This is a genomic window from Bellilinea caldifistulae (assembly GCF_001306055.1).
In the GTDB taxonomy this organism is placed as follows: Bacteria; Chloroflexota; Anaerolineae; order Anaerolineales; family Anaerolineaceae; genus Bellilinea; species Bellilinea caldifistulae.
In genome coordinates this window covers 77,191-90,636 of record NZ_LGHJ01000013.1, presented here as the reverse complement: position 1 = coordinate 90,636, position 13,446 = coordinate 77,191, and the positions used below count along the sequence as shown (strand labels likewise).

The window sequence follows — 13,446 nt, the reverse complement described above, 5'->3', positions numbered from 1 at the left end:
GATGTTTAACTTTTTACCGGTTCTGTTCCTTTTACTCCTGGCCGTAGTCATCTTTGCTTTGCACTGGAGTGAACAGGGCAAGCGCTTTGCGTGGCTGATTTCGGTGATCGGTCTTTTCCTTGCCTGGCTGGGGGTGTTTGCCCTGCGTTGGTTCCGACCGGCTGAAGTGGTTTTTCCGGCATGGCGTCCGTTTGAGCCGCTTACGGCAGATCGGATTGTTTTTGATTGGGAAACCAATGCCTGGGTTTTGGCGATTTGTCTGGTTGGTTTGTTGCTGGCAGTCATCCTCACCGCGCCGGTGCGCTTTCAATATAATAGTAACCCGCTTTCCTGGTCGGCGGCGATGACGTTTACTGCGATTGGCTTGCTTTCGATTCTCAGTGGATCACCGCTGGCGCTGGCTATCTCATGGACTTTGCTGGACGTAGTAGAAGTGGTCTATGTGCTGCTGATCATTCGCGATTACCGTTACCGCCGCGAGGTGCTGACTTCCTTTGCGCTTCGCCTGTTCTCGGTTGGGCTTTTGCTGAGTGTGATGATCGTGGCACGCCAACCCGGTCTGGGTTACACCTTTGAATCCACCCTTGAACGAGATGCGTTGTGGTTGATTGGAGCGGTGATTTTACGACTGGGTGTATTGCCATTGAGTTTGAAGTACGAAAAACAATTACCGCTCCAAAATGGATTGACGAGTCTGATGCGGATTACCGGGCAAATCAGCGGTCTGGCTTTACTGGCAAAATTGCCGGCCGGGCTGGTGGTCAGCACTTCCTATCCCCTGGTCGTCGGGGGAATTGTCCTGCTCATGTTGTATGCGGCAGTCATGTGGATTTTGGCAGAAAATGAAATTGCCGGCAGAACATTTTTTGGCTTGTTTTTCAGCGGACTGGCTATTTTATCGGTTTTACAGGGTAATGCTCCCCTTTCGGTGGTTTGGGGGGTAGCGCTGGTTTGCTGGGGAGGGTTCATCTTCCTTTGTACGGTTCGCAGTCCGCGATTGATGATCCTGACGGGGGCTGTACTGTTCAGCTTTTGCGGTGCGCCATTCACGATTTTATCCGCCGGCTGGCAGGCTGTGGCGGTCAACCCAGGTTGGGTGATTCTGCTGGCAATCCTGTGGGTTGTGGTCATCGCCGGTTTTATCCGTCATGCACTTCAACCGCGTGAATCAAGCCGGTCGTTTGAACCGTATATTGTCACAACCTATACCCTGGGGCTGATGGTGTTGCTGATTTCGGGTTGGCTCAGTGTGTTTTTAGGGGTCGAACAGGGTCTCCGGTTAGGAACCTGGTGGGGCGGCATAATCGTGTTGGGTTTAACCGTCTTTCTGGGACAATCAGCATACCGCAGAAAACAGGTCGAGGGAGACTCATCCCCGCAAATGGTCTGGCTGCAACCGCTAATCCAAAAGGCAACCGATGCAATCAGTGCATTTTTGCGTTTGAACTGGCTTTACCTTACCTTAAGGTTTGTCTTTCACGCGGCGCAGGGTGTTACCCGATTGTTGACCGTTCTTTTTGAAGGGGAAGGCGGTGTACTCTGGTCACTCTTGTTACTGGTTCTGGTGATTTCAATTATTGGGGGCGTTCGCTGAATCATGAACATCCAGACCATCCCTCTGTTATTTCTGATTGTAAGTAGTTTTATCCTGATTTTGTTTCTGGGATGGCGGTATGCCCTGCTTGGGCTTGCCTTACAATATATTGGGGTCTTCTGGTTGATTGCCCAGACATTGCCAGTTGGGCTGGCAGCCGTTAAGCTGATTGTTGGTTGGATGGCTGGAGCTATATTGGCTTCCTCTCAAGTGAGTCTGGGGGAAGAGTTACCCGTTTCAGACCTTTCCGGGAGGATCTTTCGCGGGTTTGTAATGATTTTTGGCGTGATTGTGGCTTTTTCCATTCTTCCGGCAGCCGAAACGTGGATTCCTGTTGAACGCTCTTTGTTGACGGGTGGCTTGATTCTGCTGATTTCGGGTTTGGTTCAACTGGGGCTGACCGGTAACCCGTTTCGACTCAGCCTTGGCCTGCTCACCTTTCTGGCGGGATTCGAGATGATTTACGCCGGTCTGGTTAGCTCTGTACTGGTTGTCGGCCTGCTGGGTTTGATTAATCTTGGTATAGGTTTGGCGGGTTCGTATTTCATATTATCGGCTACTTTGGAGGAGACCGGTTGAGCGCGCCAATCCTCTGGATTGTGATTCCGTTGGTTGCAGGGATGACCCTGTGGTTGCTACGCCGCAGGCGGTGGTTGGCGGGTGGAATTGCGGCAGGACTTTCCGCCTTTTTGGCTGGTCTGGCTGCGGCTTTACCGATTGGTGAGGTCATTCGTCTTGGCGGATTACAAATTGAACTGGCTGAGAGTCTCTTTATCTTGGGGCGTAGCTTCAACCTGACAAACAATGAAAGGCCTCTGCTGGTAGTGATTTTTACTGCCTGCGCGGTGTGGTTTGGTGGCGGTCTAATCCTCCGACAGCACCGATTTTTTGCACCGTTCGGTTTGATGGTCGTCTCGGCGTTGATTGGTGCACTGGCCGTTCAACCATTTTTGTATGCCGCTTTACTGGTTGAACTGGCAGTTTTGTTAAGCATTCCCCTGCTTGTGCCCCCCGGCGAACCCGTCCAGAGTGGTGTACAGCGTTTTCTTATCTTTCAAACACTGGGAATGCCATTCATCTTGCTGGCCGGTTGGGTGTTCGGCAGCGGTGACATTGCCCAATTTGATCCGGCTATTCTGCCGAGGGCAGCGGTTATCTTAGGGCTTGGTTTTGCTCTTTGGCTGGGTGTCTTTCCGTTTTATTTCTGGGTACCCCAGTTGACCAACCAGACCCATCCTTACTCGGCCGGTTTTGTGCTGAGTCTACTGCCCGTTTCGACCCTCATGCTGGGGTTGGACTTTATCAGTCAGATTGGCTGGTTGAGGGCATCTTCCGGAATGTTTTTGATCATTCAATTAGCAGGGATGTTGATGATCATTACAGCCGGGATTTGGGCGGCTTTTCAAGATGAAATCAGCCGATTATTTGGATACGCGGTCATTTTTGAGAGTGGATATGCCTTGTTATCAATCGGGGTGAATACCCTGCCGGGCTATATGATATTTGCGGCGGGCTTACTGCCTCGCCTGCTGGGGTTGTTTGTTCTGGCAACGGCTTTATCGGTTTTGAAGAACCATGATCAACCCACCGATTTCGATCACCTTCAAGGAATATTTCAGCGTTTTCCGGTTGCGGTGATTGGGCTGGTGCTGGCTCTGTTTTCGATGAGCGGAATACCGCTGCTGGCGGGTTTTCCGGTGCGGCTGGAGGCATTGGAACTGTTTGCCTCCCAACAGCCGTTGCTGATTGGATGGGTATTACTCGGTAATTTAGGGTTTTTGATTGGCGTTGTTCGGGTTTTACTGCATGTGGTCAGGTTGGCCGATCAACCCGAACAGCGCCTGGAAAACTGGAAAGAGCGGGGTATTCTGTTGATTGGGTTGCTTTTCTTGTTTTTGTTTGGATTGATGCCCGGTGTATTTTACCAATCGGTCATTTTCATTTTGCGGGTTGCACCAGCGTTGCTGGCTGCCCGTTGAGAGGAATTCGTTATAATAAGTGCAACCACAATCATTGAAATTAGCAGAATTTCAGGCTGATTTTTGGAATGAGAGGATTGATTTTCCATGGATATTGAACAACTGGAAAAACGTTTGGAGTGGCTGGAGGACGAACGCCGGAAGGATAAATTACTGGTGGCAACTTTACAAGATCGCATTGCCCATTTGGAAGAAAAAACCCAGCCGATTGACCAGCGCTTCAAGGAATTGGAAGGCGAAGTAACCCGCATCGCGACTTCTTTGCTGCGATTCAATCAAATTGAAACAGCTATGGCGCAAATGAGACAAGAACTCACCCGCATGATTCAAGACATTGAAAAACAACGGGCTGAAAAAGAACGGGAAGTTGAAAAAATCCGTCTGGCTGATAACGAATCGGTTAATCGCTCATTGGGGGAGATCCGGAAAACCCTGGAAGTGCTGCCAGAACTCCGGAAAAGTTTACAGGCAAGAGCCGAAGGGGAAAATCGGCTTGGCAGGGAAATTGAAGAGCTGGAGCAAAAAATCCTGCTCATCCGCCGTTCAGATGATGATTACAAACGCCAGATCAAACTTTTGGAAGAAAGCCAGCGACAGGATGCCAAGCGGTTGACCGACTTGCAGGGCGAAGTGACCGCGTTGCGCAAACGGCAGGAAGAACAACGCGGCAAAATTGACCTGAATGCTGACTCGGTGCGAAAAATTGAAATGCGCATCAGTGAACTGGTTGCCGCCGAAAGTGAACGCCGGCAGAGTCAGATTACATTCATGGAAAAACAGAACATGGCAGCTCTTGAAAGAGAGCGTGTTTGGAAAGATTGGCAGGTGCGCTTTGAGCAAATTGAGGCGCAATCCAGCAACCTTGATAATCAACTGCAATCGCTGGAAGCCACTCAGCGGGCGGTTAAACGCGCCCAGGAGGCTTTTGAGGAGATCACCAATCGCTTTGAACGGCGTATCAATGAAATTACCGAAATGCAGCGCCTGGTCGAAGACCGTTTTCGGCAGGAATGGGTCTCCTTCAAGGCAGATGACCAGAAACGCTGGACGAATTACACCCTTGCCCAGGAAGAGCAGCAACGCGAATTGCTCCGCTCGGTCGGTAAACTGGAAGAACGTTTGATGCTCCTGGAGGACTTGATTCAGGAAATTCAGGATTTTTCCCATCAAATTACCGAAGAAACTACCAGCCGTTTGCAATCCTTGCTTGCGCTGGTGCGCAATTGGAATGAGGAGCAGGAAAAATCAATCAGCCGCAAGCGTTGACGGTTTTGGAGCAAACCATGTTTGTGATTGGTACAGCCGGTCATGTGGATCATGGCAAATCCACGCTCATCGAAGTGCTTACCGGAATTAACCCGGATCGTCTCAAGGAAGAAATACTTCGCGAAATGACCATTGATCTTGGCTTTGCCTGGATGGAATTGCCGGGTGGCGTAGAAGTTGGGATCGTGGATGTGCCGGGTCATCGCGATTTTATCGAAAACATGCTGGCCGGGGTTGGTGGGATAGACGCGGTGCTGTTTGTCATTGCCGCTGACGAAGGGGTTATGCCTCAAACCCGTGAACACTTATTGATCCTTGATATTCTACAAATTCAGCGCGGGGTAATCGCTCTGACCAAAATTGATTTAATCGAAGATCCTGAGTGGCTGACACTGGTGGAAAGCGAAATTCGCGATGCTGTTGAGCATACTTGTCTGGCTTCAGCGCCGATTGTGCCGGTTTCAGCCAAAACGGGAGAAGGGCTGCTTGAACTCAGACAGAGCCTGTCCGAATGTCTGCAAGAAACACCGCCAAAGGCGGACCTCGGACGTCCGCGTTTGCCGGTTGACCGTGTGTTTTCCCTGACCGGTTTTGGCACGATCGTAACAGGGACTTTACAGGATGGTTCTTTGAAGGTTGGTGATGAAATTGAAGTGCTTCCGCGCGGATTGAGGGGCCGGATTCGCGGGCTGCAGACCCATAAACGTAAAGAAGAAACCGCGAAACCGGGACGCAGAACCGCGGTCAATATCAGCGGAATCAATACCGAGCAGATCCAACGCGGCGATGTCATTTCATTGCCGGGCTTGTATTCACCTACCCAGCGGGTAGATGCGCTACTCAGGGTTGCCAGCGGGATAGAATCAGCCTTGCAGCACAATATGGAAATTAAGTTTTTCCACGCCACCAGTGAGGTAATCGGCCGGCTGCGCTTGCTGGGCAGTGATGAATTGAAGGCTGGTGAGGAGGGCTGGGTGCAAATTGAGTTCCGGCAACCAGTTGTCGTTGCCAAGGGAGACCGTTACATCCTGCGGCGTCCATCTCCCCCAGAAACGCTGGGAGGCGGGTTGATTTTGGAGGCTCATTCACCGCGTCGCTACAAACGTTTTGCTCCCGAGGTTTTGGAAAGATTGAAAGGTCTGAGTACGGGTGATCCGCTGGGGGTTATGGTTCAAATCATTCAGCAGGCTGGCTTCCTCACCGAAAAAGAAGTGTTTCAGGCGGCTCGGTTGGATGCTCAACTGGCTCAAGAAGTTCTTCAAGGGTTGCTGGAATCGAATCGGGTGGTGGTGGTTGGGGAGGAAAGCAGTCGCTCAGGTTTGAATCGTTGGTTGACCACCCGCAAAATTTTTAACCGAGAGCAGGAACGGCTGGTTGATTTGGTTCGAGACTTTCATCAGCAGTCACCTCTGAAGCGCGGGATACCCCGCGAAGCGCTTAAGAACCGCGCTGGTTTACCTCCAAAGGTTTTTCAGTCCCTTTATCAGGGCTTGCTGAATGAGCAACGATTGGTCGAGGAAAACCTGATCGTTCGACTCCCGCAGCATACCATTCGATTTTCTCCTCCCCAGGAGCGTCTGGTACACCAGCTCATGGTTCAATTTTCGGCATCCCCCTACAACCCTCCAACGGTTCGAGACTGCTGTGCGCTGGTGGGAGATGAGATTTTTCAGGCGCTGGTGGATCGGGGTGATCTGATTCAAGTTTCCGCCGAGGTGGTGTTTCGAGCAGACACCTATCAGGAAATGCTGGCTGAAGTAAAAGCCATGATCCGTCAGCATGGTTCGATCACGGTCGCACAATTTCGCGATCGTTTTTCAACCAGCCGCAAGTATGCCCTACCATTTTTGGAGCATCTGGATCAACGCCGCATCACCGTACGGGATGGAGATAGTCGAAAATTGTTCCCAACCAAATAAATAGGAGTAAAAAAGTGGTTAATCCCGGATCTATTCTTGCCATGCTGGTTTCTGCACTGATTGTTTTCACCCTGCCAACCGTTCTGGCGGTTATCTTCATCCGAAGGTACGGAGCTTCCTTGCTGGCGGTGGGTGTTGGCGTACTCGGTTTCCTTGTTCCGCAAGTTATGCTTCGAATCCCCGCTCTCCAGTGGCTTGGACAGCAGCCCTTTTATCAACAATGGGCTGCTCAACCGTGGTTTCTGGCTCTTTTCCTAAGCCTCACGGCCGGCCTGTTCGAGGAAACCGGAAGGTGGATTGGTTTTCGATACCTGCTGAAGAATCGGCTTCAATTCAAAAATGCACTGGCATATGGAGTTGGACACGGCGGCTTTGAAGCCATTTTTCTGGTGGGGTTGAGTTATGTGAACCTGATCCTGTTCAGCGTGATGATCAATAACGGCACCTTTGACTCGGTGGTAGCTCCACAACTGGGACTGGCCGCAGAGCAAATTCGCACTCAACTGATTTCGACATCATCCTATCTCTATCTTGTTGGTGGAATTGAACGGGTTTTTGCCATAGCCGTGCAGTTGGGGTTGTCTGTGGTGGTGTTTTACGCAGTTAAAAACCGACAAGCACGCTACTACTGGCTGGCGGTGTTGTTGCATACACTGGTTAATTTACCCGCAGTTTTGCTTGCATCAGCAGGGGTTGCGCTCCTCTGGATTGAATTGTGGGTGGCAGTCTGCGCTGGGGTGGCTGTGTGGTTTGTCATCCGCAGCCAGAGACAGGAACAGCAGCAGGCTGTCTCAGCAGGTTAAGTAAAAATCAGCCAAAATGGTTGACATTCGCCCCGACCAAGCGTATAATAATGCCCGCAAAAGCCCCGGCTGAAGCTGCGCTGGGGCAAAAAACTGTACCCCAACTTACCCGTCCATCGGCGCATGAAGAGATAGCGCAGGTGAGGCGGCGAAGTGAAGATTGGAGACGAAAACGATGAAGTACGCAATTGTTGAAAGTGGCGGCAAACAGTACAAAGCCGTCGAAGGCTCGGCGATTGAAGTGGATCGGCTGAGTAATCAACCCGGTGATCAGGTTACACTGGATACCGTGTTGCTTGTCGTTGAGGACGACAAGGTTCTGGTTGGTAAGCCTACCGTAAAAGGCGCTCAGGTGAAGACGACTGTGGAAGAACACATCAAGGGCAAGAAAATCGTCGTCTTCAAGTATCGTCCCAAAAAACGCATTCGCGTCAAAACGGGACATCGCCAGCAATATACCCGGTTGAAGGTTGATTCTATTCTTGTGGAGTAAGCGCAATGGCACATAAAAAAGGTGGTGGTTCCAGTCGAAATGGACGCGACAGCAATGCGCAACGCCTCGGCGTAAAGCGCTTTGCCGGTCAGGTTGTTCTCTCCGGTAATATTCTGGTGCGCCAGCGCGGTACACGCATCAAGCCCGGCCTGAATGTGGGTGTGGGTAAAGACGATACCTTGTTTGCTACGGCAGATGGGGTGGTGGTATTTGAGACCTTACCCAACGGCCGGAAGCGCGTCAGTGTAATGCCAGTTGAGGCTGAGTAACGATTTCAACGCTCTTGCATCGCTGAACAATCGGTTTCTGTCGAAGGCAAGGGTATTTTACACAGAAAGGTGAGACGAAAATGAAGAAGGGTATTCACCCGACTTATTATCCGGATGCATTGGTGATTTGTGCTTGTGGTAATACCTGGCGGACAGGCTCAACCCGGAAGGAAATCCGCACTGAGGTTTGCTCAAAGTGCCATCCATTCTTCACCGGCCAACAGCAGCGTATTCTGGACATGGAAGGGCAGGTTGACCGCTTCTACAAGCGGTTGCAGGCCCGGCAGGAATTTGTGGAAACCCAAAAAGCCCGCGAGATGGCGCGAACTTCTCCGGCCCGGCCAGTGGCGGAACTTGAATTGGGTAATCGCCCGACCGAGGCATTGATCAAAGCCGGTCTGACAACTGTTGGTCAGGTGCTTGAACGACTGGCTGAGGGTGAAGCATCTTTGCTGGCAGTGGAAGGATTTGGCCGCAAATCGCTGATTGACTTGAAAAAACGCCTGCGCCAGCTGGGCTATGAATTGCCGGCTGCCGCTGAGGATATTGTTGTCTAAGGCAATCCTTGAGTAAAATTGGACTTTCAGCCCCGAAAGGGGCTGAAATTTTTAATTTGGGAAATGGGTTACAGCCGTGAAGTTGGAGTAAAATCAGACTATCTCATCCCATCCTGTTGAGGAGCACATGAAACACCATTCAGGATCCATAGAAGTCATCACCGGTTCCATGTTCAGCGGTAAGACGGATGAAATGATCCGCCGATTACGACGGGCGACCATTGCCCGCCAGAAAGTTCAAGTATTCAAACCGGTGATTGACAACCGCTATCATAGCGAGCAGGTTACTTCTCACGCTGGAACGGCTTATGACGCCATTCCAATTCAGCGCGCTGCTGAGATCCTCAAGCTTCTGGAGGAGGATACAACCGTCGTAGCGGTGGATGAGGCTCAGTTTTTCGATGATGAAATCACTGCCATCGTTCAACACCTGGCCGACCGCGGCATTCGTGTGATTGTGGCCGGTCTGGATACCGATTTTCGTGGTGAACCGTTTGGATGTATGCCGGTGCTGATGGCTATTGCCGAGAAGGTGGATAAATTACAAGCGATTTGCATGGTATGCGGTGAGCCTGCTTCTCGAACGCAGCGGCTGGTCAATGGAAAACCGGCTCGATATGATGATCCGGTCATCATTGTTGGCGCTTCGGAAATGTATGAAGCCCGCTGCCGTCAACATCATGAAGTGCCGCGCCTGTGATCGTATCCAAAGGAGGAAATCATGCGGGATTACAAAGATTTTCTGGCCGAGGTATTGATTGAACCGGAGGCACTCCAAAAAAGGGTTGCTGAATTAGGCGCCCTCATCAGCCACGATTACCGCGATTCGGATGCGCTGGTTTTAATTTGCATCCTGCGCGGAGGCGTGCTTTTCCTCAGCGACTTGATCCGGCACATCACCGTTCCCCATGCGGTTGAGTTTATGGCGGTCTCGTCATATGGCAGTGGAAAACGAGAATCGACCGGACAGGTACGAATTACCCTCGATTTGAACATGAACATCCATGATAAGGATGTCATTCTGGTTGAGGATATTATTGACAGCGGCAGGACGCTGGCTTCGGTTTTAGATTTACTTTCTGCCCGCAAACCGCGCAGTTTATGTGTTTGCACGCTACTGGATAAAAGTGAACGACGGGAAGTATATGTGCCGCTGCGGTATGTGGGTTTTACCATTCCCAATAAGTTTGTTTTTGGGTACGGATTGGACCTGGATGAACTGTACCGCAATTTGCCATTTGTGGGAGTGGTGGACGAAGATCGCTACCGCGAAGGATAATGCTTTTACGGGATGCTAATCACACTCGAAGGTCTGTTTCCTGACCCTGCGGTACATCAGTTGGTTCGCCGTCAAGCTCGCCACAACCAGCGGATTTATCTGGTTGGTGGCTGCATTCGGGATCTGCTGCTTGGTCATTCCAGCCGAGATTTTGATTTCGTCGTCGGCGGAGATGCCATTCAAGTTGCACGTCAGATTGCCAGGGAATTGGATGCCGCCTTTTACATTCTGGATGATGAACGAAATACAGGCCGGGTCATTTTGCAAAATTCAACTGGCCAGCGTTATTATCTCGATTTTGCCCGGATGCGTGGTTTTCAGATCGAGCAGGATTTGAAATCCCGTGATTTTACTGTCAATGCCATGGCGATTGACCTCATGGAAGAGGGTCGTATTCTCGATCCTCTCAACGGCAGCCTGGACTTGCGGAAAAAGATCTTACGGGCTTGCAGCGAACATTCCTTCGAGCAGGATGCAGTGCGGGTTCTACGGGCAATTCGTCTATCCATGCAACTGGAATTTCAAATTGAAAAACAAACCATTCAAAGGCTGCGATCGGCGGTTGGGCTACTGCCTGAATTTTCTATCGAGAGACAGCGGGACGAATTCTTCAAAATGCTGGATGGCAGACAAATTCACACTGCCATTGATCTGATGGATCGCCTTGGTGTGCTGGAAGTTCTCATTCCGGAACTCAATCAAACCAGGGGCGTGCAGCAAACCGCTCCGCATACTCTGCCAGTGTGGGAACACACCCTCGAAACCCTGCGCTGGCTGGAAGAACTGTATCAATTACTGGTTTACGGCCCTGAATTTATCAATGGAGAAAACCTGCTTGTGGGTATGGCTTCACTCGCATTGGGCCGTTATCGTGCGGAGTTACAGACCCACTTTTCAACCTCCATACATGCGGAACGCAGTTTACGCGGATTGCTCTTTTTTACTGGTCTGCTGCATGACATTGGAAAACCGCTGGCTCAGGAAGTACAAGACGATGGCCGAATTCGTTTTCTGAATCATGATCGGTATGGGGCGGAAATGGTGGAAAAAATTGCCCGCCGGTTTGCCCTGTCCAATCCCGAAGTGGAGCGGATCACGCTGCTGGTCAGAGAACACATGCGCGTTCATCATTTGGCGTCAACCAGCAATCAGGTCAGTCGGCGAAGTATCTACCGGTACTTTCGAGAATTGGGCGAAAGCGGGGTGGATCTTTGCCTGCTCTCGCTGGCGGATACGCTGGCAACCTACGGTATCACCATTCCGCCAGCCCGATGGGAACGAGAACTGGTAATATGTCGGCAATTGCTGGAAAGCTGGTTTGAGAAACGTGCCGAGACCATTGCTCCACCCCGTCTGGTTAGCGGGGATGATTTAATGAATCGGTTTGGTTTAAAACCCGGGCCTCAACTCGGCCGATTACTGGAAAATGTCCGGGAAGCGCAGGCGGCCGGGCAGATTCACACCGTTGACGAGGCGTTTAATCTGGTAGAATCGCTCTTGAGCGATTATTCGATGGGAGAAGGAACGGAAAATCATGGAACTAAAGACGGTTGATTTAGCCGTAGAGGAGCATGGTGAAGGAACTCCATTGGTGTTGATCCATGGTTTTCCTTTGAATCGGCAGATCTGGCAGCCAATCGTCCCTCTGCTCAAGTCAAAAGCCCGCCTGATTTTGCCTGACCTGCGTGGTTTTGGGGAGTCTCCTCGCGAAGTTGAAGGTTACTCAATGCGTCTGGTGGCAGCCGATATTTTACAGTTACTCGACCGGCTCAACATTGAAAAGGCAATTATTGCAGGGCATTCAATGGGAGGTTATGTTGCCCTGGAATTTGCCCATGCTTATCCTCACCGGCTCAAAGGGCTGGCGCTGGTCGCATCTCAGGCCGATGCGGACAGCCCGGAGCGCCGTCAGGCGCGGTTGATTACCGCACGCGAAGTCCGCAGTCGGGGTATTCGTTACATTGCTGATGGCATGCCGTCCAAATTGAGTGAAAATGTTGAAATTCAACATCAATTGAACCAGATGATCTTGACCTGTGATGTGGCTGTGGTGGTGGCCGCTTTGAGGGCCATGGCGGACCGACGGGATGCAAATCTCTGGTTGCCCGAAATTCAGGTGCCTGTACTTGTCATTACCGGCGCAAAAGACCAGCTGATTCCGCCTGAACGAGCCCACTCGTTTATAAAGTTGGTCAACAAGGGCTGGATGGTCGAGATTCCAGAGGCAGGACACATGCCGATGATGGAAAGCCCGCAAAGAACAGCGGAAGCATTGTTCCAATTGATTTGTGCTGCCAATGGTTGTTGATCAGATTTAGGGGAAAATTTCGGTCAGCATGGGTTCATAAAAACAGCGGCAGCCGTTTGGGCTGGAGCAGCCTTCAATTGGTAAAGGCGGCACTTGATCTTTGGGGTAAGTAGCCGCCATGGATTGACAGACCGGGCAGGCGTCATCATCCACCACCAATCGAATATCACGAACGCGGGGATTTTGCTGTAATTTTTTAAGTGCAACGGCACTCACCGAAAACTGGCGTAAATCAGCACCGCAGTTTTGACATTCCAGGGCTGTATCGGGTGACTGTGTGTAGCAAAGTGAACAGGTTTGCACGAGAATCGCTCCTTATTTTGAGGATTTCCCTTGAAAGCAAAACAAGGATATTCCATTGAACATCCCGCTCAAAATCGGACGGGTGAATTTTACTACAAAAAGGGTTTATTCGGCGTCAGGTGGTGCTGGCAGCGGCTATGTTGGATGGGATGGGTTTGCTACGCCGGAGCAATGTGTTAATGCGGGTAATTAGCATGCTGCTGGAAACAGGTTTGATCAAATAATCGTCAGCTCCGGCATCCAGGGCTGTGGCAACCATACCGGGGTGATCCAATGCAGAGAGAATGAGAATTGGAATGCTGCTGAATTCACGGATGCGTTTACAAACCTGCCATCCGTCCATTTCCGGCATCATCAGGTCAAGAATGACAATATCGGGTTTTTCTTTTTCGGTTTGATCAACCCCCTCCATTCCCGAATTCGCAACAATGACATGCGCAGGGATGGTCCGCAACAAGGTGGAGAGTAACTCTGTCATGGCAGGGTCGTCATCAATGACCAGTATCTTCATTCGCATCTCCTTTGCATTGACTACACCCCTATTATCAGCGAACTTATGGGTTTTTATCCTTTCAACTTCTTTACAAATGAAAAATTATTTGACCAGTCAAGTGGGGGTGATCTCGCCGAAAAAACGCAAAATTTGTGGTAGAATTTCCCGATTAAGGGCTCAGGA

The 13,446-nt window shown here is 50.8% G+C and carries 15 protein-coding genes and 1 pseudogene; 14 read left to right on the top strand and 2 right to left on the bottom strand.

The window, feature by feature from the left end:
• Position 1: 1 nt before the first annotated feature.
• The 14 genes and pseudogenes from AC812_RS07840 (at position 2) to AC812_RS07780 (ending at position 12,467) form a co-directional block, all read left to right on the top strand.
• A complete protein-coding gene (locus AC812_RS07840) occupies positions 2–1,594 on the top strand; it encodes a hypothetical protein (protein WP_061918216.1) in 1,593 nt (530 codons plus the stop codon).
• A 3-nt stretch (positions 1,595–1,597) separates the two neighbouring features.
• Positions 1,598–2,173, top strand: coding sequence for a hypothetical protein (locus tag AC812_RS07835; RefSeq protein WP_061918214.1), 576 nt, complete (start codon positions 1,598–1,600; stop codon positions 2,171–2,173).
• Positions 2,170–3,573, top strand: a complete 1,404-nt coding sequence (locus AC812_RS07830; RefSeq protein WP_061918212.1) for a proton-conducting transporter transmembrane domain-containing protein — start codon at positions 2,170–2,172, stop codon at positions 3,571–3,573. Before AC812_RS07835 ends, AC812_RS07830 begins: the two co-directional genes overlap by 4 nt.
• A gap of 87 nt (positions 3,574–3,660) precedes the next feature.
• Positions 3,661–4,839: a coiled-coil domain-containing protein gene (locus AC812_RS07825; protein ID WP_061918209.1), complete on the top strand. Its 1,179-nt coding sequence runs from the start codon at positions 3,661–3,663 to the stop codon at positions 4,837–4,839.
• A gap of 17 nt (positions 4,840–4,856) precedes the next feature.
• The gene (gene selB, locus AC812_RS07820) at positions 4,857–6,758 is read left to right on the top strand and encodes a selenocysteine-specific translation elongation factor (RefSeq protein WP_061918207.1); all 1,902 of its coding nucleotides are present in this window, start codon (positions 4,857–4,859) and stop codon (positions 6,756–6,758) included.
• Positions 6,759–6,772: 14 nt separating this feature from the next.
• Positions 6,773–7,561, top strand: coding sequence for a YhfC family intramembrane metalloprotease (locus AC812_RS07815; protein WP_145962576.1), 789 nt, complete (start codon positions 6,773–6,775; stop codon positions 7,559–7,561).
• A 175-nt stretch (positions 7,562–7,736) separates the two neighbouring features.
• On the top strand, positions 7,737–8,054 hold the full coding sequence (rplU, locus tag AC812_RS07810; protein ID WP_061918203.1) for a 50S ribosomal protein L21: 318 nt from the start codon (positions 7,737–7,739) through the stop codon (positions 8,052–8,054).
• A 5-nt stretch (positions 8,055–8,059) separates the two neighbouring features.
• Positions 8,060–8,323: a 50S ribosomal protein L27 gene (rpmA, locus tag AC812_RS07805; protein WP_061918201.1), complete on the top strand. Its 264-nt coding sequence runs from the start codon at positions 8,060–8,062 to the stop codon at positions 8,321–8,323.
• Positions 8,324–8,403: 80 nt separating this feature from the next.
• Positions 8,404–8,613 (top strand): annotated as a pseudogene (gene rpmE, locus AC812_RS18125) (50S ribosomal protein L31); the annotation flags it as partial.
• A gap of 27 nt (positions 8,614–8,640) precedes the next feature.
• Positions 8,641–8,880: a DNA-directed RNA polymerase subunit alpha C-terminal domain-containing protein gene (locus AC812_RS18120; RefSeq protein WP_236839300.1), complete on the top strand. Its 240-nt coding sequence runs from the start codon at positions 8,641–8,643 to the stop codon at positions 8,878–8,880.
• Between the two features lie 127 nt (positions 8,881–9,007).
• Positions 9,008–9,580 carry a thymidine kinase gene (locus AC812_RS07795; RefSeq protein ID WP_061918199.1) on the top strand — a complete coding sequence of 191 codons (573 nt, stop codon included), beginning with the start codon at positions 9,008–9,010 and terminating at the stop codon, positions 9,578–9,580.
• Positions 9,581–9,601: 21 nt separating this feature from the next.
• Positions 9,602–10,159: a hypoxanthine phosphoribosyltransferase gene (gene hpt / locus AC812_RS07790; protein ID WP_061918197.1), complete on the top strand. Its 558-nt coding sequence runs from the start codon at positions 9,602–9,604 to the stop codon at positions 10,157–10,159.
• A gap of 12 nt (positions 10,160–10,171) precedes the next feature.
• Positions 10,172–11,713 carry a CCA tRNA nucleotidyltransferase gene (locus AC812_RS07785; RefSeq protein ID WP_061918195.1) on the top strand — a complete coding sequence of 514 codons (1,542 nt, stop codon included), beginning with the start codon at positions 10,172–10,174 and terminating at the stop codon, positions 11,711–11,713.
• Positions 11,694–12,467, top strand: a complete 774-nt coding sequence (locus AC812_RS07780; RefSeq protein ID WP_061918192.1) for an alpha/beta fold hydrolase — start codon at positions 11,694–11,696, stop codon at positions 12,465–12,467. Before AC812_RS07785 ends, AC812_RS07780 begins: the two co-directional genes overlap by 20 nt.
• 6 nt (positions 12,468–12,473) lie before the next feature.
• On the opposite strand, the gene AC812_RS07775 is transcribed toward AC812_RS07780, so the two are convergent.
• Together AC812_RS07775 and AC812_RS07770 are read right to left on the bottom strand one after the other, a co-directional pair.
• On the bottom strand, positions 12,474–12,770 hold the full coding sequence (locus tag AC812_RS07775; protein ID WP_061918190.1) for a response regulator: 297 nt from the start codon (positions 12,768–12,770) through the stop codon (positions 12,474–12,476).
• Between the two features lie 115 nt (positions 12,771–12,885).
• Positions 12,886–13,281, bottom strand: coding sequence for a response regulator transcription factor (locus AC812_RS07770; protein WP_061918188.1), 396 nt, complete (start codon positions 13,279–13,281; stop codon positions 12,886–12,888).
• Positions 13,282–13,446 lie beyond the last annotated feature (165 nt).

Bases quoted from the DNA above. Each gene is read 5' to 3' on its own strand.
- AC812_RS07840 (WP_061918216.1), top strand. From the start codon at position 2: ATGTTTAACTTTTTACCGGTTCTGTTCCTTTTACTCCTGGCCGTAGTC.
- AC812_RS07835 (WP_061918214.1), top strand. From the start codon at position 1,598: ATGAACATCCAGACCATCCCTCTGTTATTTCTGATTGTAAGTAGTTTT.
- AC812_RS07825 (WP_061918209.1), top strand. From the start codon at position 3,661: ATGGATATTGAACAACTGGAAAAACGTTTGGAGTGGCTGGAGGACGAA.
- selB (WP_061918207.1), top strand. From the start codon at position 4,857: ATGTTTGTGATTGGTACAGCCGGTCATGTGGATCATGGCAAATCCACG.
- rplU (WP_061918203.1), top strand. From the start codon at position 7,737: ATGAAGTACGCAATTGTTGAAAGTGGCGGCAAACAGTACAAAGCCGTC.
- rpmA (WP_061918201.1), top strand. From the start codon at position 8,060: ATGGCACATAAAAAAGGTGGTGGTTCCAGTCGAAATGGACGCGACAGC.
- AC812_RS18120 (WP_236839300.1), top strand. From the start codon at position 8,641: ATGGCGCGAACTTCTCCGGCCCGGCCAGTGGCGGAACTTGAATTGGGT.
- AC812_RS07795 (WP_061918199.1), top strand. From the start codon at position 9,008: ATGAAACACCATTCAGGATCCATAGAAGTCATCACCGGTTCCATGTTC.
- hpt (WP_061918197.1), top strand. From the start codon at position 9,602: ATGCGGGATTACAAAGATTTTCTGGCCGAGGTATTGATTGAACCGGAG.
- AC812_RS07785 (WP_061918195.1), top strand. From the start codon at position 10,172: ATGCTAATCACACTCGAAGGTCTGTTTCCTGACCCTGCGGTACATCAG.
- AC812_RS07780 (WP_061918192.1), top strand. From the start codon at position 11,694: ATGGAACTAAAGACGGTTGATTTAGCCGTAGAGGAGCATGGTGAAGGA.
- AC812_RS07770 (WP_061918188.1), bottom strand. From the start codon at position 13,281: ATGAAGATACTGGTCATTGATGACGACCCTGCCATGACAGAGTTACTC.